Genomic DNA, 15,938 nt, shown 5'->3' with positions numbered 1-15,938 from the left:
GTTGAAACCGGTCCGCCGTCGCTCTCGTGCGTCCGGCGTGGGGCCACCGCCTTGCTGAGGTCCTACGCGGCGGACCCATCGTTCTGCCCCAAGTAACTCCACCACACGGTCTCGTGGCGAAAGTCGCGGCCGGCCCACGAAGGAAGCCCGCAGGAGCCATGAACGACAGTCCCCTTGACCACCGCTACAGCGGTGAGCACCCGTTCCGCACCGTCCACTATCTCTTCCGGCCCGACCGGGCGCGGCTCATGGGAGCGCTCGCGGTGTTCTTCGCCAAGCACGCCCCCGTCTGGCTGCTGCCGCCCGTGACGGCGAACGTCATTGACGTCGTCGTCGAGCACCGAGCGATCTCGGAGCTCTGGTGGAACTGCGCCCTGATGCTCACCGTCCTCTTTCTCAACCCCCCGCTGCACCTGCTCTACGTACGCTGGATGCACGGGGCGGTCCGGCGGCTCGGCCGCGATCTGCGCTCCGCTCTCGTCACGCGCATGCAGCAGCTCTCCATCGGCTTCCACAGCCGCACCAGCTCGTCCGTCCTGCACGCCAAGGTCGTCCGTGACGTCGAGACGCTGGAGACGGGACTGCAGCAGACCGCGGACAACGGGCTCACCGCCGTCGCGACCCTGGCCGGCGGTCTTGCAGTCATCGCCGTGGTCACGCCCGTCTTCCTCCCGGTGTTCCTCACCGTCATACCGGTCGCCGTGCTGCTGATCGGCGCACTGCGCGCACGCCTGGGCGAAGGGAACACGTCCTACCGGCGTTCGGTGGAACGGATGTCCGCGTCCGTCAGCGACATGACCACCCTCATCCCCATCACCCGGGCCCACGCCCTGGAGCGCACGGCGCTCGGCCGGGTCGGACGCGAGCTCGACAAGGTGCAGCGGGAGGGGACGCGACTCGACCTGCTCAACGCCCGCTTCGGGTCCCTCTCCTGGGTCGTCTTCAACGGGCTCGGCACGGCCTGCCTGGCCGGAGTCGCTCTCGTCGCCTACTACGGCTGGACCTCGGTCACCCCCGGCGAGGTCGTCATGCTCAGCGCCTACTTCTCCACCCTGACCGGCGCCGTCACGAGCCTCCTCACGCTGGCCCCCGTCGTGGGCAAGGCCGTGGAATCCCTCAAGTCCGTCGGCGAGGTGCTACAGGCCCCCGACCTGGAGATCAACGACGGCAAACGGGGTGTGGAAGCGGTCGCCGGAGAGTTCCGCTTCGAGGGTGTGGGTCTCAGGCACAGCGACAGCGACAGCGACGAGCCGGCCCTGAGCCACGTGGACCTCCACGTGCCGGTCGGCACGACCCTGGCGATCGTCGGCGGCTCCGGGGCAGGGAAATCCACTCTGCTCAATCTGGTGCTCGGATTCCACCGTCCGACGGAAGGCCGCGTGCTGCTCGACGGAAAGGACATGGGCGATCTCGACCTGAGGAGCTTCCGTAAATTCGTCTCCGTCGTTCCCCAGGAATCCGTTCTTTTCGAAGGGAGCATCCGGGATAACGTCACCTACGGAATGGAGCGGATTGATGAGGAGACGGTGCGTCGCGCTTTGCGCGACGCGAACGCCACGGAATTCGTCGCTGCTCTTCCGGACGGGCTCGACACCGTCGTGGGCGAGCGGGGCGCCCGGCTCTCGGGCGGCCAGCGCCAGCGCCTCGCCATCGCCCGGGCTCTCATCCGTGACCCCCGGGTCCTGGTGCTCGACGAGGCCACCTCGGCGCTGGACGCCCACTCCGAGGCCCAGGTCCAGGAGGCTCTGGCGCGGCTGGTAGCCGGCCGGACGGTCTTCGTCGTAGCCCACCGACTCTCCACGATCAGGCAGGCGGACCGGATCGTGGTACTGGAGCGAGGCCGGCTGGTGGAGGCCGGAACCCATGAGGAGCTGCTCGAACGAGGCTCTGCCTACGCCCTCCTGCAGGCCTCCCAACTCTCCTGAAACCGCCGGACCGCCGGACCGCCCGCCCGACCGCCCGAGTGCCCTCCCGTCCGCCCGGACGGGAGGGCACCCCGCGTGCTCAGTGGTCGGCGGCGCCGCCGCGGACGACGCAGGAGCGGTTGTTCTCCCAGCCCCAGCCGTCCCCGTCGGGGTCGGAGGAGCCGCCGCTCACGCAGTAGGGATGACCGTTCGGGGCCGTGCCGCCGCTGCCGCCGCCGCCGTCGTCGTCACCGCCGCCACCGTAGATCGACGCGATCGTGGAGGTGGTGGAGATGCCGTCGGCACCGTAGAAGAATCGATTGCCCCAGCTGGTCAGTGAGTTCGCGCCGAAGCCGTTGACCATGTCGAGGTACTCGACGCCGCTTCCATTGCCGCTCCACGACCAGCCGATGTAGCCGACACGGAGCGATCGTGCCGTGGCCATGATGGCGTTCTCGTCGGGGTTGCCGTCGCTGTGGTGGTCGCCGAACTCGCCGACCACGATGGGCAGGCCGTTGCTGACGAAATGGTTCAGGTAGCTCTGTACCTCGGCTGCCGTGTCGTACACGCCGTACATGTGGATGGAGAAGATGGTGTTGCGGCGCGGGTCGGCGGCGAAGACCGAGGCGGCGTTGTTCCGCATGGTGTTCGACCAGTCCTGACCCCAGTTGGGGCCGTCCACCATCAGAGCGTTGGAGATGCCGGCAGTGCGCAGCTTACCGATGGCGCTCTTGGTGGCGGCAGTCCACGCGGCGTAACCGCTGTTGCCGAAAGGCTCGTTGCCGATGTTGACGACGACGTAGTCCTCCTGCCCCTGGAGCGCGCTCTTGATGCCGACCCAGTAGTCGGCGGCCTTGTCGAGGGAAGCGGCGGCGCCGTCCTCGCCGTAGCCGGTGGTGTCGTGGACCTCCAGGACACAAATGACCTTGCTGGTCTTGCAGTCGCTGATGATCGACGACACTTTGGAGGCGCCGGTCTTGGCCCACCGGTCGCCGCTGGCGAGAACGACGCGCACGGTGTTGGCGCCCTTGGCCGCGATGTCCGCGATGGCGCGGTTCTCGTTCGGGTACCAGGCGTGTGCGTGGTTGACCCCGCGCATCACGAACTCGCTGCCGTCGGCCTCGTAGACGCGGCCGTTGCTGACGTGGATACCGCTTTCGGCGGCCTGAGCGGCTCCGGTGGGGCCGAGCACGGGCAGCAGCAAACCGGCGATGCCCGCGAGGGCGCTCCCTGCTGCCGTGAGCCACGTGCTGCGTGGTGACTTTGTCATGCCTCTCCTTCAAAGGGGATGGGAAGGTTTTCCCACCTGCTCCGAGCGCCCTGACAAGAATGTAGACAACGTTGTCAGAGATCGAGGACCGAGCCGCGGGCCTGCAAGTCGGGATTTCCCACAATGAGGCACCGATGGCTGGTTCCATGTCAAGGCCGAGAATGGCTCAAAAGTCGAAGATGCATGAGGGGGGAGTGGGTTCAGTAAAACAGAGCTGAACGAACTGCGCCGACGGCATTCCCATTGCCGTGCCCGTGCGGGTCCTCTACTGAATTCGCGCCCCCGTCTACTGAACGAACGGGGGCATTCTCGTCCGGCCGTCCGGCCGGCGCGAGCACGGGGGCTCCTCGCCAAGCGCGGCGTGGCCGGTCCGGGGTGATTCCACCCAGCGCTTACCGACGCGCAAAAGTGGCTGGTCACAGGCTTGCCGGGGCAGGGGGACGTGACGTGCTCGCGCAGTCGCGGCAGTGATCGGGCCACCATGCGTACGTGCTCGTGTTTGGCGGATCCGCGGCCGTGACGGATCCGGCTCCAGCCGGGCGCGTGGGGGGCACTGCTCCGCAGGCCGCACGGCGGCCTTCAGCGGGTGTCCGGACGGGCCTGCGTGCGCAAGGTCCATGCCTGGCCGGAACAGTCGTACGGCAACGGTGGGAACCGGTGCCCGCGCACGTCGGTGCTCCTGCTCCAGAGGTGCTCCTTGCCGCAGTCACGGGCGTGGATACCGCTCTGAGGAGCGATTCCACCTGGTCTCCACTGATTGATCGCTTTCGTGTCGGGGGCCCACCCCATCCGCGTGCCGCCACCCACCCCCGGGGCGGGCGATCGACGGGGAGGGCATCAGGCGTTTTGGCGGGAGCAAACGGGTCAGACGCCTGGCGTGCGGACCAGTGATTCCCGTTCGGCGGAAGGAGTGGTTTGTGGATACCGACGCGGTTCTGCCCCTGGACCTCGGAGCCCCGCGGGAGGTGCTCGACGGGGTCACCCCGGACGGGAGCCTGCCGCAGGACCACACCCAGGCGATCCTGCAGACCACCAAACGGGTGGCCGCGCTCCTCAAGGCGTCGGGTCTGCCGTTCGCCCTGGCCGGCAGTGTGGCCGCCTTCGCCCACGGGCTGCCGGCCAACTTCCAGCACGACACCGATTTCTGCGTGCGTCCCGAGGATGCCGACGTGGCGATCGAGGCGCTGGCGGCCGGCGGGATCGCGATGCGGCGCGCCCCTGAGGACTGGCTGGTGAAGGGCCGTTCCGGGGGCGAGGAGATCGACCTGATCTTCGAACTGGCCCGTCGACCCGTCAGCGGTGACCTCTTGGAGCGGGCCGGGGCCAAGGTGGTCGACTCGGTGTGGATGCCGGTGCTGGCCCCCACGGACCTCATGGACAGCCGGCTCGCCGCGCTCTGCGAGCACTACTGCGACTTCGGTGACCTCCTCCCCATGGCCCGCATGCTGCGCGAGCAGATCGACTGGCGCCGCCTCGACCGTGACCACCGCGAGGATCCCCTGGCGGACGCCTTCCTGTACGCCCTCGAACGCCTCAAGATCATCAACCGGACGGACCGCGGAGGGGACACGCCATGAGCTCGGAAGACTTCATCGAGTACCGCATCGAGCACCTCCGCGACCGCCTCGCCCGGGACGACATCGCCGAACTCGGCCTGCGGATCGACATGCACGGTGCGCACGCCGTCCTGCGGGGGAGCGTCTGCAGCGACGCCTGCCGGGCCGCCGTCCTGCGCGCGGCGGCCGAGGAGTTCGAGGGCGTCCCCTGGCGGGCGGACCTGACGGTGAACCGTCCGCATCTGTCCCCCCGTCCGGAGGAGCTCTCGTGATCCGCGTCGCAGCCGTCGGGGACATCCACCTCGGACCGGACAGCCGGGGAACGCTCCGTCCGGCCTTCGAGACCCTCGGAGACTGCGCGGACCTGCTGCTCCTGGCCGGTGACCTCACCCGGCACGGGACGGCGGACGAGGCCCGGGTGGTGGCCGGCGAGGTCAGGGACCTGCCCGTGCCCGTGGTGGCGGTCCTCGGCAACCACGACTACCAGAGCGACCAGCAGGACGCCGTGGCCCGGGAGCTCACCTCGGGCGGCGTACACGTCCTGGAGGGCAGCGGAGTGGTCCTCGACATCCGGGGCCGGCGGGTCGGCATCGCGGGCACCAAGGGCTTCTGCGGAGGATTCGCGGGGCGCAGCGGCAGCGAGTTCGGCGAGCCCGAGATGAAGGCCTTCATCCGCCTCACCCAGCGCTGCGCGCAGGGCCTCGAACGGTCGCTGCGCGACCTCTCTGACCGGGGCTGCGAGCTGCGGATCGCCCTGACGCATTACTCACCGGTGCCGGACACGCTGGCGGGCGAGCCCGTCGAGATCTACCCCTTCCTCGGCAGTTACCTCCTGGCCGAGGCGATGGACGGGGCCGGAGCCGACCTCGCGGTCCACGGACACGCCCACCTCGGCACGGAACACGGCATGACCGCCGGGGGAGTGCGGGTGCGCAACGTCGCCATGCCCGTCATCGACCGGGCCTTCGCCGTCTACCACCTGACACCGGGTTCGCCGTCGGAGCGGGAGCGGGAGCGGGAGCGCGACGCACAGCTCCTGAGGTGACGTGACGCCGGGTGCCACGCCTCGGCCAGGCCCTCGGCCGCTCGTCCCCGCAGCCGCCGCCGTCCATCAGGGCTGCGCTCTTCGGGTGGCTCGGGCTGGACCGAGGCCGGCGCGATCACCTGTGAGGTTGTGGGACGTCACTCCGATGGCCTTGCCGAGTGGCCCTCTGCACCGGCGCAGGGGTGGAGTGGGGTGGAAGGGGGTGGAGTTACGGACCTTGGAGGCGTAGTGGCGGTCGTGTGGATGCGTGGTCTTGCAGGTGTGATGCTGTCGGTCGTGGTGATGGGTGCGGCAGGGTGCTCGGATGGTGACGGTGATCCGTCCGGTGCCGCGTCGAAGGCGGCGTCGGCGGTCGAGTCGGCCGGCGACGCCGTGGCCTCGGCGGCCGCGGAGGCCACCGAGGCCGCCGCGTCGGCTGCCGCTGTCGCGAAGGAGAAGTTGGGCCAGGTCAAGGACGGCGTCGATGCCAAGGACGAGGTGACCTTGGGGGCATCGTCGATCGACGGCGAAGGCCATACGACGGTTCCCGTCACGGTAAGGAACACCGACGCTTCGACGAAGTCGTTCGCGGTCCAGGTGAACTTCGAGGACGAGAGCGGCAACCCGCTCGACACCGTCGTAGTGACCGTCTCGGACGTCCCCGCCAATGGCACCGGCCAGGGTACTGCTCGCAGTACGCACAAGCTGTCTGGCACGGTGACGGCACAGACGGGCACCGCGCTGCGCTACTGAGAGCCTGAGGCTCGGCGAGAGCGCGGGGCTCACCGTCAGGGTCCTCCCCAACACCCACTCATCCACATGCTGGGTGGCACCGACAACGCCGCGGTCGGGGCTGGCCTCTCCAGTGATCGTCGCGCGCGCCCGGTGGGGTTACGGGGTCACAGCGAGGCAACCGGCCGGCACCCCCATCGGGGTGCCGGTTGGTCTCGTTGGCCACGGGGGCCTACAGGACTGGTGGGCTGCTGGGCTACAGACGTTCTCGAACCCCTCCTCCGTAGCCACCGGGAGCTGCGGAGCATGTGAAGCAAGGATGCGCCTACGAGCGGGACGGCCTTCGGGGCTGATACCTGCTGCGTTCCCGATATCCCGTACGGTCACACGGCCGCAAGGGTGGCGACACGGCAAACGGTGTTGCTCGGCAAGGGGGCGCATGGGATCGGCCCGGCGGGCCGCGAGCTGCCGTTCCCACGGACTCGCGATGCCAGCCGGGCGCCGTTCGGCCCCGGCGCGCCCATAGTGGCGGACGCCCTGCGGGTTGCGCCGTACGCCGACTGCGGCGAGGAGGGCGCCGATGACGCACAGGGCACCGGTGACGAGCGCCGCGGTGTGAACTCCGTTGATGAATGCCTGGCCGCTGCCCTCGATCACCGTGGCCTTCAACTGGGCCCGGCGTGTCACCGGAGACCGGTGACACGACTCTGGCCACCGCGTCCTTGGCCTCCTGCAAGCGCTCGGCCATGGGCGCCGGTACCCCGGCGGAGGCGAGATCGGCGGTCGGGGTCGAGTGGACCCGACCGCTCAGCAGGGCCACGAGTACGGAGGTGCCCAACGCGCCGCAGATCTGAAGCGCGGCGGCGCGCCCGCGCCGTGGACGTCGGTGACGAATCCCAGCGGGTACGGCGCTACGAGGAGGCCACGGCCGAGAGCGCGCTCCAGATCATGGCGTCCGTGGGGATCGACGACCCGCGGGCCTGCGTCCCCACATGCTCCCGCACCGGGTGGAACCGCACACCGTCTGCTCCTGCGCCGAACTTCACGAATGACTCACTCCCGGACAACTGCTCGCATCACTGCCCGACGACTGGGCATCCGACTGGACGGCGGCCGACCCGGACCGCTTCACCCGCTGACCCACCCCCTGACCCACCCACTCGACCTGGTGGCTCCCGTACGGAAGAACCGCGCGGGACCGCCCCGGGCCGCACCCGACCGGAGGGCACTCCCGTGGCACGCACTGTCGCCCAAGGCATCGTCGACACGCTCAAGGAACTCGGCGTCCAGCACGTCTTCGGCGTGGTCGGAGACGCCCTGAACCCACTGACCGACGCGATCCGCACCACGAAGGGGGTGGACTGGGTCGGCTGCCGGCACGAGGAGGCCGCGGCCTTCGCCGCCGGAGCCCAGTCCCAGCTCTCGGGAACCCTCGGGGTGTGCGCGGGCACGGTCGGACCGGGCTCCGTACACCTGCTCAACGGGCTCTATGACGCGGCCAAGAGCCGGACCCCGGTTCTCGCCATCTGCGGCCAGGTGCCGCTCTCGGAGATCGGCAGCGACTACTTCCAGGAGGTCGACAACGACCTGCTCTTCCGGGACGTCGCCGTCTACCGGGCCACGGTCACCTCTCCGGACCAGATGCCGCGCATGCTGGAGTCCGCCGTGCGCGCCGCCGTCACCCAGGGCGGGGTCGCCGTCCTGACCGTCCCCGCGGACCTCGGCGACCAGGAGCTCGGCGACGACCGTCCCGGCCGCCTCGCCCTCGACCGGCCCGTCACCCGCCCCGACGACACGGCCCTCGCGGAGGCCGCCGAACTGCTGAACTCCGCCTCCCGCGTGACCCTGCTGGTCGGCCGGGGGGCGCGCGGGGCCCGTACCGAAGTGCTCCGTACCGCCGAGGTCCTCGCTGCTCCGATGGTGCTCACCCTCAAGGCGAAGGAGGGATTCGAGGGGGAGGACAATCCCTTCCAGGTGGGCCAGACCGGCTTGATCGGCAACCCGGCCGCCGCCCACGCGCTCGACCGCGGCGACGTCCTGCTGATGCTGGGCACCGACTTCCCCTACCGGGACTGGTATCCGAAGGGCTGCAAGGTGATCCAGGTGGACCGGCGCGAGGAGCACCTGGGGCGCCGGATCCCCTTGGAAGCCGGCCTGACCGGGGACGTGGGCGCGACGCTGCGGGCCCTGTTGCCGCTGCTGGAGCAGGCTGCGGACCGGAGCCACCTGGAGGACGCGCGGGAGCGGTTCGCACACTGGCAGGAGGGCCAGCAGCGGCTGGCCGACCCTGCCCACGACCGCCGCCGGTTCGGCAGGATCCGGGCCGCCCTGGACAACCGGGAACACGGGATCCGCCCCGAGGCGCTGGCCGCGGCGGTGGACTCCTGCGCCGCCGAGGACGCGGTCTTCACCTCCGACACCGGCATGGCCACCGTCTGGGCCTCCCGCTTCCTGACCATGCGTGGCGACAGGCGGCTGATCGGCTCGTACAACCTCGGCTCCATGGCCAATGCCATGCCTCAGGCCCTCGGAGCCCAGCTCTGGGCGCCCGAGCGCCAGATCGTAGCCCTCTGCGGGGACGGCGGTCTGAGCATGCTGCTGGGCGATCTCATGACGATCAGGACCTACCGGCTGCCGGTGAAGCTCGTCGTCTTCGACAACCGCCGCCTGGGCATGGTCAAACTCGAGCAGGAGCAGGTGGGCCTGCCCGAGTTCGGCACGGAGCTCGACAATCCCGACTTCGCCGCGGTCGCCACCGCGCTCGGCATCACGGGCATCCGCGTCACCGACCCGGCCGATCTGCACGACAGCGTACGCAGGGCGTTCGCGACTCCGGGACCGGTCCTGCTGGACGTCCTGACCAACCCGGAGGAGGTGGCCGTACCGGCGAAGCCGACGGCCGGCCAGGGCTGGGGCTTCGCCGTCGCCAAGGTCAAGGAGATCCTTCCGGGCGGAGAGGGCTGAGCCGTCCGTTCGCGGGTAACCGCGCACCACGCGAGCGAGTACGAGCAGAGCTCGAGGAAACGCGAAGGAAGGCACCCCGATGACGATGGCAGGCATACGCGGTGACATGTCCGTCCCCACCGCACAAGAGCTCCGCCGGCAGGTCACCCGCACCTGCAAGGAGCTCGGACAGACGGTCACGGCTCTCGCCTCCAAGGCGGAGCAGACCGCCGCCTCCAACAAACAGGTCGCACAGGTCACCGACCGGCTACGGGACACGGCCGCGCAGGTCGGCCACCAGGTCGGCCACCTCGTGGACGAGACGGACCTCGCCTCCGTACGGGGCAAGGCCGGCCGGGCGGTGAACGCGGCGGCCCGCAGCAACCGCACCGCGCTGCTCGCGGCCGCGGGCGTGCTGGCCGTCCTGCTCGTTCGCCGGACCCGGCGGGCACGACGCGCGACGCTGACCTCCGGGGCCGGCGGAGCCTGAACCGACCGTCCGCGGAAAGGGGTGCGGCCCCCAGGGTGTGGGGGCCGCACCCCTTCCCGCTCTCTCAGCAGGGGCGGACCGGCTGCAGCTTGTGCACGTAGCGGGCCGAGACCCGGCCCTCTGACATATGTGTCCGCGTCGGTTACAGGCGGTGTGCCGCCGACGGTCGTGGACGGGGTGACGCCGGACGGCTGGCTGCCGTCCGGGTTGGAGGTGTGCCGCTGTCCCACTGACCGTCGGCCGTACGCGGGTCCGGGCCGGACCTGGCCGATCGGCCAGAGTTCTGAAACGGGGGAGATGGAGCCGTCCCGTCGATGTCCTGCTACCGCGCCCGGCGGTGGGGCCGTCGTCGCGTTCGAGAGAGTGCGAGCGGCGGGCAGCGGAGTGGCTTTCTCTTGCTTGGGTTTTGCGTTCGGTGAGATCCGGTCAGGTTGTCCGTAGTCATGGACAACCGAAAGGCGTCGCTGTGAGCGCGTTCGACATCTGGGGCTACCACCCCAACGCGGGATACCTGAAGGGCACCGACATCGTCGGCTACAAGGTGGAGGCCACCGACGGGAGCATCGGCAAGATCGATAAGCATTCCGAGGACGTCGGAGCCTCCTACCTGGTCGTGGACACGGGGGTGTGGATCTTCGGCAAGTACGTGCTGCTGCCGGCCGGGACCATCGAGCGCATCGACATGATCGGGGAGAAGGTCTACGTCAACCGGACGAAGGACCAGGTCAAGGACGCCCCGGAGTACGACGAGGCCAAACAGGCCGGCGAGTCCGACTACCTGGAGCGGTTCGGCCGGTACTACGGCCCGTCCCACATGTAGGCGCTGGAGGTCACGCGGGCGGCCGCAAAGGCTCCCGCCCCCGCGGGTCGGTGCCCCCAAGACGACCACGGCGGGGTCCTCGCACCACCGGCGCCCGCTGCCGAACGCCGGAGCCGCCGGAAAGCGGCGGGATGCAGCCGCGATTCTGCGGGGCTGTCCGTTGCTGATCTCCACTGGCGGCAGTTGATCCCGGGGACAGCAGTCAGCCGAGGGAAGGAACCCGCTCCGTGTCCGCCGAACTCTCCGAGGACCTGAAGAAGTTCATCGACGACAGCCCGGTTTTTGCGACCGTTGCCACGATCCAGCCGGACGGCAGCCCGCAGCTGTCGATCACCTGGCTCGCCCGGGACGGCGAGGACCTGCTGGTCTCCACGACCGTCGGCCGGCGCAAGGAGAAGAACCTGCGCGCCGATCCCCGGATCACCGTCATGATCAACCCGCACAACGCGCCCTACACCTACGCCGAGGTCCGCGGCACGGCCACGCTGACCACGGAGGGCGGGCAGGAACTGATCGACGAACTGTCGCGCAAGTACACGGGCAAGGACTACGCGGACTTCAACCCGGCGTCGAAGGACGACACCGACCGGGTCGTCGTCCGCATTACCCCTCGCAAGGTCGTCGGCTCGATCTGACGAAGGCCTTCGCCGCGTCAGGCAGGCTGACCAGCCCCTTCTGGGGCGCCGGGGCGGTTCGGTTCACGTACGTGCGGACACGGTGATCAGCGCGTCCGATCCGACTCCGAGTCCCCTGCACGGCGTGCCGGCGTGCCGGCGTTCCGGGCCACAGGCACGCCGACGCTCCGGCTCCCTCCAAGGGGAGCCGGAGCGAATCGGCCGGCTCAGGCGCTTTCGGCGGCGAACATCCTCGGCGCGGGGTCGGCCGGCATCGGCCCGATCATCGACATCGACCAGCTGTCAACGGAGTCCGGGGCACCCAACATCTCGGGGAGCGCGGGCGCGATGGCTGCGGCCCGTGGCATCGTCCGGCTGACAGGCCTGTTCACGGAGTCCGGTGTCACGGTCGACAATCCGTGCGGCATCAAACTGATCAACGGGCAGCAGCCGTTCCCTGTCCGGGCTGTCACGGCCAACGCGACGGTCCGCGTCATCGACGCCACGTCCGGCAACATCACCATCACCCTGATCTCGGCAGTCGCCACCCGGAACCGGTACGTCGTGAAGAAGGTCGACGCCACGGCCAACACGGTCACCGTGGCGGCCGCGGGCGTCCAGACCATCGACGGCGCCGCAGCCAAGGTCCTCACCACGCAGTGGGAGACCGTCACCGTCATCCCCTCTGGCGGCAACTGGCTCACCGTCTGACCCCGCACAGCGCAACGCCCCTCTCCGGCCTGCGGGCCGCGGGAGGGGGCCTTTCGCGCGTCCGGGCACCGTCCGTAGGCTGGCCGCATGATTCGCACCGTCGTACTCGACATCGGAGAGACCCTCACCCGGGACGACCGCTACTGGGCGGCGTGGGCCGACTGGCTCGGCGCTCCCCGGCACACCCTGTCGGCGCTCGTCGGTGCCGTCGTAGTCGACGGCCGGGACAACGCGGATGCGCTGCGCATGCTCCGTCCGGGGCTCGACGTCGGGGCGGAGTACGCAGCCAGGGAGGCCGCAGGCCGCGGGGAGCAGCTCGACGAGAGCGACCTGTACGACGACGTCCGCCCGGCGCTGGCGGCCGTGCAGGCCGCTGGTGCGCGGGTGGTCATCGCGGGGAACCAGAGCCCGAAGGCCGGCGAGATGCTTCGCGCGCTCGACCTGCCCGCGGATGTGGTGACGGTGTCCGGGGAGTGGGGCGTTGCCAAGCCCTCGCCGGAGTTCTTCGAACGGGTTCTGGAGCTGTCCGGTGCCCCGGCCGCCGAGACCCTTTACGTCGGCGACCACCCGGCCAACGACATCGGCCCGGCGCGTGCGGCGGGGCTGGCGACTGCGCACCTGCGCCGCGGCCCGTGGGGGTTCTGGTGGGCGGACGAGGTCCGCGCGACGGGCGCCGCCGACTACTCGATCGACTCGTTGCACGACCTGGTCAGCATCGTCAAGACGTAGTGACGGACGGCTCGTTCGCCGCGCGGTACGGTGCCTGCATGGCCGACCACCCCGGGCAGCGCATCGCCGCGCGCCGCCAGTCCCGCCGCATGACTCAACGCGATCTCGCCACCGCCGCGCACCTCTCGCTCAGCATGATCCGTCACATCGAGCAGGGTCACCGGCAGCCGAGCACGTCCGCGCTGGGCTCGATCGCCGCCTCGCTCGGTGTCGACCCGGCCCGGCTGGACCCGGCGTACGTAGGCACGGCGCACCGCGTTCATGCTGCGCTTCCGGCCATCTCGGCCTCGATCGCGGGCTACGACATCCGTCTCGATCCGCCGGCCCGGCACCGGGAGGAGCTGCGGCGCGCGGTCGCCGCGGCTGTGGTGCAGCGTCTCGCGGCCCAGTACGGGCTCATCGCGGGCACCGCACCGGCCCTGCTCCGCGACACACTGGCGCTGCTGCACTACTCGGCCGGGGAGCAGCGCGAGGACGCGGCCCGGCTCGTGGCGGCCGCAGGTCGCTGCGCGGACGCGGTGGCCTACAAATGCGGCGCCCACGACCTGTCGGCCCGCCTGATCGATGTCATGCGGTGGGCCGCAGTGCAGTCCGCTGACCCCGTGCTGCTGGCGTCCGTGGCGTACACGAGCGCGGAGACGTACCTGGCGGCGCACGCCTACCGGGTCGGTCAGGCTGCCCTGGAGCAGGCGCTGGACGCCTCTCCGGCGCCGGTGACGGACGCGGCGGCGGCGGCCCGCGGTGCGCTCTTCATGCGGACCGCGGTGGTGGCGGCCCGGGCTGGGGCAGCGGGCGCCGCGTACGAGCATCTGGCGCGGGCCAGTGTGCTGGCCGGCGGGCTCGCCGAGGGCGTCTACCTCGGGACCGCCTTCGGTCCGTCCAGCGTCCGCATCCATGAAGTGGCGGTGGCGGTAAGCCTGGGCCAGGACCACATCGGCCGTGCCCTGGACGTGGCCCGCACGTGGAAGCCGGGCTCCGAAGTCCCGGCCGAGCGTCAGTCTGGCTTCTGCGTCGAGGTGGGCCGCGCGCAGCTGTGGGCCGGCCGGCCCGACGCGGCGTTCGAGTCTCTGAAGGTCGCGAGACGGCTGGCACCGCAGCACGTTCGCGAGCACCCGTGGGCCCGCGAGGACGTGGAGAAGATCCGCAGGATCAAGCGCGCCGACGCCGAGTCGCTCAGCTCGTTCGCCGAGTGGATCGGCGCCGTCTGAGTCAACCACCACGGGTACTACAGCCTGTGGTACTTGCACCCCTTCCCGAAGGTCATCCTCTCTCTGCCCGCACCAAACGAGCAGATAGGGAGGCCACGGTGGATGACCAACCAGTGGTATCGGTCGGCGACGTGAGCATTGCCCGCCTGCACGGCCACGCCTGCTGGGACTGCGGCGCCGTTCATGCCGCCCTCCGCCCAGCGGGCTCCGTCAAGGTCCTCGGCCACGCGGAACCCTGGCCGATCGTGAAGTGCGTTGGCGGCTGCGCCCTGAGCTCCGGCGGCGCGCGGTGACCGGCCGGGTGCCGGTCCCGCGTACCACCCGCGGATGCCCGTCTTGTGGCGCAATTCCTGTTCCGGGCGGCGGCCCGGAGGGCGGCGCGACCGTCCACAAGCAGGGCTGCCCGCGCGGCGGCCCGTCCGGGATCCGCTGACCATGAGCGAGTCGCTCCGCCAGCTGCTGTACGTCGTGATCGTGGCCGGCATCCTCGCCGTCGTCGTGATCGGCGTCTTTTGATTCCCGTCCCGGCCGCGTATCGACCGGAACGGACCCCACCTCCCCACGTGAACGAGGAGGCACCACCATGAGTACCGCCATCGACACCCCTCCAGCCACGCTGCGGTTCGCGTGGCTGGAGGTGACCGGCTTCTGCAACGAGCGCTGCGACCACTGCTACGCCGACTCCGGCCCCGACCAGGGTCACGGCAGCATGGCGGTCGCCGACTGGGTGTCCGTCATCGACCAGCTCGCCAAGATGGGCACGCTCGACGTCCAGTTCATCGGCGGCGAGCCCACCCTGTACTCCCACCTGCCCGAGCTGATCGGCCACGCGGCCGGCCGCGGCCTCGGCGTCGAGGTCTTCTCGAACATGACGCACATCCGGCCCGAGGTCTGGGAAGCCATCACCGAGCACGGCGCCCAGCTTGCCACCTCGTACTACAGCGACGACGCCGCCGAGCACGACTCGATCACCCAGCTCCGGGGCGCCCACCGCAAGACCCGCGCCAACATCGAGCGCGCGGTCGGCCTCGGCATCCCCATCCGCGGCGGCGTCGTCAGCCTCCGCGAAAGTCAGCGCGCGATGCAGGCGGCTACCGATCTCCAGCAGATTGGCGTACAGCAGGTCGGCGGGGACCGGATCCGCGCCTTCGGCCGGGGCAGCGAGGGCGCCCGCCCCCAGATCAAGGATCTGTGCGGGCACTGCGCCCACGAGAAGTGCGCGGTCGGCCCCGACGGCTCCGTGTGGCCCTGCGTTCTGGGCAGGTTCATCGACGTCGGCAACGTACGCGTCGAGCCGCTCGCCGACATCTGGACCGGCGATCGCCTCGCCCAGGCCCGCGCCGACATAGCCGCGGTTCACGGGCCCGGCGCGGCCGCCTGCACGCCGCCGCAGTTCCTGCCCATGTGCGGGCCCTGCGGACCGTGTGTCCCCTCGGTCGGACACTGCGACCCGCAGGAGGCCCCGCTCGCCGGGGCTACGATCACCGCCAGCTAACCCCACCTGGAGGCCCACATGGACCCGCACGGCGAAGTCATCCTCAGCTGGCCGGCACCGCCCGGAAGCGAGCGGACCGAGGAGCAGTGGGCGGCCATCGCCGGACAGGTCCGGCACGCCGCGAACAAGCTGGGCGCCGCGCTGCCCGCCTGCCTGCCAGGCGAGCCCCGCCAGTGCGGCCGATCGGCGCAGCAGCACGCACTCGCGTGGGCCGCCGAGCTGAAGGCCCGGTCGCACCACCTGATCGAGGTGTACGCGCCGTCGGTGGAGGCGGCGAGCTACGCGGCGGGCCCGCTGTACAAGGAGCGGCTGGCCGCACTGCGCGTGCCTGCCGCGTGAAGACCGCCCCGGCCGGCACGTCCCCCTTGCCGGCCGGGGCTACCCCTCTCGGCTCAGCGGGCATGCTGGCGAGAGGCGTTCGCGTCGCTCTGCCACCCCACGA

The 15,938-nt window shown here is 70.5% G+C and carries 16 protein-coding genes and 1 pseudogene; 15 read left to right on the top strand and 2 right to left on the bottom strand.

What is annotated here, in order from left to right:
- The first annotated feature begins 158 nt into the window (after positions 1-158).
- Positions 159-1,925: an ABC transporter ATP-binding protein gene (locus ACIQV3_RS08445; RefSeq protein WP_403711039.1), complete on the top strand. Its 1,767-nt coding sequence runs from the start codon at positions 159-161 to the stop codon at positions 1,923-1,925.
- Between the two features lie 79 nt (positions 1,926-2,004).
- Here ACIQV3_RS08445 and ACIQV3_RS08440 read toward each other — a convergent pair whose 3' ends face one another.
- On the bottom strand, positions 2,005-3,174 hold the full coding sequence (locus ACIQV3_RS08440; protein WP_403711037.1) for a cellulase family glycosylhydrolase: 1,170 nt from the start codon (positions 3,172-3,174) through the stop codon (positions 2,005-2,007).
- A 917-nt stretch (positions 3,175-4,091) separates the two neighbouring features.
- On the opposite strand from ACIQV3_RS08440, the gene ACIQV3_RS08435 reads away from it, so the two are divergent.
- From ACIQV3_RS08435 to ACIQV3_RS08420, 4 genes are all read left to right on the top strand, one after another.
- The gene (locus ACIQV3_RS08435; RefSeq protein ID WP_403711035.1) at positions 4,092-4,751 is read left to right on the top strand and encodes a nucleotidyltransferase family protein; all 660 of its coding nucleotides are present in this window, start codon (positions 4,092-4,094) and stop codon (positions 4,749-4,751) included.
- Positions 4,748-5,002, top strand: a complete 255-nt coding sequence (locus ACIQV3_RS08430) for a hypothetical protein (protein WP_403711033.1) — start codon at positions 4,748-4,750, stop codon at positions 5,000-5,002. The genes ACIQV3_RS08435 and ACIQV3_RS08430 overlap by 4 nt, the downstream gene beginning before the upstream one ends.
- Positions 4,999-5,775, top strand: coding sequence for a metallophosphoesterase (locus ACIQV3_RS08425; protein ID WP_403711031.1), 777 nt, complete (start codon positions 4,999-5,001; stop codon positions 5,773-5,775). Before ACIQV3_RS08430 ends, ACIQV3_RS08425 begins: the two co-directional genes overlap by 4 nt.
- A gap of 228 nt (positions 5,776-6,003) precedes the next feature.
- Positions 6,004-6,507: a hypothetical protein gene (locus ACIQV3_RS08420; protein ID WP_403711029.1), complete on the top strand. Its 504-nt coding sequence runs from the start codon at positions 6,004-6,006 to the stop codon at positions 6,505-6,507.
- A 525-nt stretch (positions 6,508-7,032) separates the two neighbouring features.
- On the opposite strand, the pseudogene ACIQV3_RS08415 reads toward ACIQV3_RS08420, so the two are convergent.
- Positions 7,033-7,354: pseudogene (locus ACIQV3_RS08415) on the bottom strand (MFS transporter); the annotation flags it as partial.
- A gap of 365 nt (positions 7,355-7,719) precedes the next feature.
- Between ACIQV3_RS08415 and ACIQV3_RS08410 the strand changes: the two are divergent.
- From ACIQV3_RS08410 to ACIQV3_RS08365, 10 genes are all read left to right on the top strand, one after another.
- Positions 7,720-9,450 carry a thiamine pyrophosphate-dependent enzyme gene (locus ACIQV3_RS08410; protein WP_403711027.1) on the top strand — a complete coding sequence of 577 codons (1,731 nt, stop codon included), beginning with the start codon at positions 7,720-7,722 and terminating at the stop codon, positions 9,448-9,450.
- 79 nt (positions 9,451-9,529) lie between these two features.
- Positions 9,530-9,919 carry a hypothetical protein gene (locus ACIQV3_RS08405; RefSeq protein WP_403711025.1) on the top strand — a complete coding sequence of 130 codons (390 nt, stop codon included), beginning with the start codon at positions 9,530-9,532 and terminating at the stop codon, positions 9,917-9,919.
- Between the two features lie 466 nt (positions 9,920-10,385).
- The gene (locus ACIQV3_RS08400; protein ID WP_403711023.1) at positions 10,386-10,739 is read left to right on the top strand and encodes a PRC-barrel domain-containing protein; all 354 of its coding nucleotides are present in this window, start codon (positions 10,386-10,388) and stop codon (positions 10,737-10,739) included.
- Positions 10,740-10,966: 227 nt separating this feature from the next.
- Positions 10,967-11,374 (top strand): PPOX class F420-dependent oxidoreductase, encoded by a 408-nt coding sequence (locus ACIQV3_RS08395; protein WP_403711021.1) that lies wholly within the window; start codon positions 10,967-10,969, stop codon positions 11,372-11,374.
- 327 nt (positions 11,375-11,701) lie between these two features.
- Entirely contained in the window at positions 11,702-12,064 is a 363-nt protein-coding gene (locus ACIQV3_RS08390) for a hypothetical protein (RefSeq protein ID WP_403711019.1), read from the top strand.
- Between the two features lie 87 nt (positions 12,065-12,151).
- Positions 12,152-12,793, top strand: coding sequence for an HAD family hydrolase (locus tag ACIQV3_RS08385; RefSeq protein WP_403711017.1), 642 nt, complete (start codon positions 12,152-12,154; stop codon positions 12,791-12,793).
- A 38-nt stretch (positions 12,794-12,831) separates the two neighbouring features.
- Complete coding sequence (locus ACIQV3_RS08380) at positions 12,832-14,001, top strand: helix-turn-helix domain-containing protein (RefSeq protein ID WP_403711015.1); 1,170 nt, start codon at positions 12,832-12,834, stop codon at positions 13,999-14,001.
- Positions 14,002-14,328: 327 nt separating this feature from the next.
- Complete coding sequence (locus ACIQV3_RS08375) at positions 14,329-14,517, top strand: hypothetical protein (RefSeq protein ID WP_403711013.1); 189 nt, start codon at positions 14,329-14,331, stop codon at positions 14,515-14,517.
- Positions 14,518-14,584: 67 nt separating this feature from the next.
- The gene (locus tag ACIQV3_RS08370) at positions 14,585-15,496 is read left to right on the top strand and encodes a radical SAM protein (RefSeq protein ID WP_403711011.1); all 912 of its coding nucleotides are present in this window, start codon (positions 14,585-14,587) and stop codon (positions 15,494-15,496) included.
- Positions 15,497-15,514: 18 nt separating this feature from the next.
- Positions 15,515-15,835 carry a hypothetical protein gene (locus ACIQV3_RS08365; protein ID WP_403711009.1) on the top strand — a complete coding sequence of 107 codons (321 nt, stop codon included), beginning with the start codon at positions 15,515-15,517 and terminating at the stop codon, positions 15,833-15,835.
- Positions 15,836-15,938: the final 103 nt, after the last annotated feature.

The organism is Streptomyces sp. NPDC099050 (assembly GCF_044759865.1).
Classification (GTDB): Bacteria; Actinomycetota; Actinomycetes; order Streptomycetales; family Streptomycetaceae; genus Streptomyces.
This window is presented reverse-complemented; position numbering and strand designations above follow the sequence as displayed.

Bases quoted from the DNA above. Each gene is read 5' to 3' on its own strand.
- ACIQV3_RS08440 (WP_403711037.1), bottom strand. From the start codon at position 3,174: ATGACAAAGTCACCACGCAGCACGTGGCTCACGGCAGCAGGGAGCGCC.
- ACIQV3_RS08405 (WP_403711025.1), top strand. From the start codon at position 9,530: ATGACGATGGCAGGCATACGCGGTGACATGTCCGTCCCCACCGCACAA.
- ACIQV3_RS08445 (WP_403711039.1), top strand. From the start codon at position 159: ATGAACGACAGTCCCCTTGACCACCGCTACAGCGGTGAGCACCCGTTC.
- ACIQV3_RS08390 (WP_403711019.1), top strand. From the start codon at position 11,702: ATGGCTGCGGCCCGTGGCATCGTCCGGCTGACAGGCCTGTTCACGGAG.
- ACIQV3_RS08430 (WP_403711033.1), top strand. From the start codon at position 4,748: ATGAGCTCGGAAGACTTCATCGAGTACCGCATCGAGCACCTCCGCGAC.
- ACIQV3_RS08380 (WP_403711015.1), top strand. From the start codon at position 12,832: ATGGCCGACCACCCCGGGCAGCGCATCGCCGCGCGCCGCCAGTCCCGC.
- ACIQV3_RS08370 (WP_403711011.1), top strand. From the start codon at position 14,585: ATGAGTACCGCCATCGACACCCCTCCAGCCACGCTGCGGTTCGCGTGG.
- ACIQV3_RS08375 (WP_403711013.1), top strand. From the start codon at position 14,329: ATGCCCGTCTTGTGGCGCAATTCCTGTTCCGGGCGGCGGCCCGGAGGG.
- ACIQV3_RS08385 (WP_403711017.1), top strand. From the start codon at position 12,152: ATGATTCGCACCGTCGTACTCGACATCGGAGAGACCCTCACCCGGGAC.
- ACIQV3_RS08365 (WP_403711009.1), top strand. From the start codon at position 15,515: ATGGACCCGCACGGCGAAGTCATCCTCAGCTGGCCGGCACCGCCCGGA.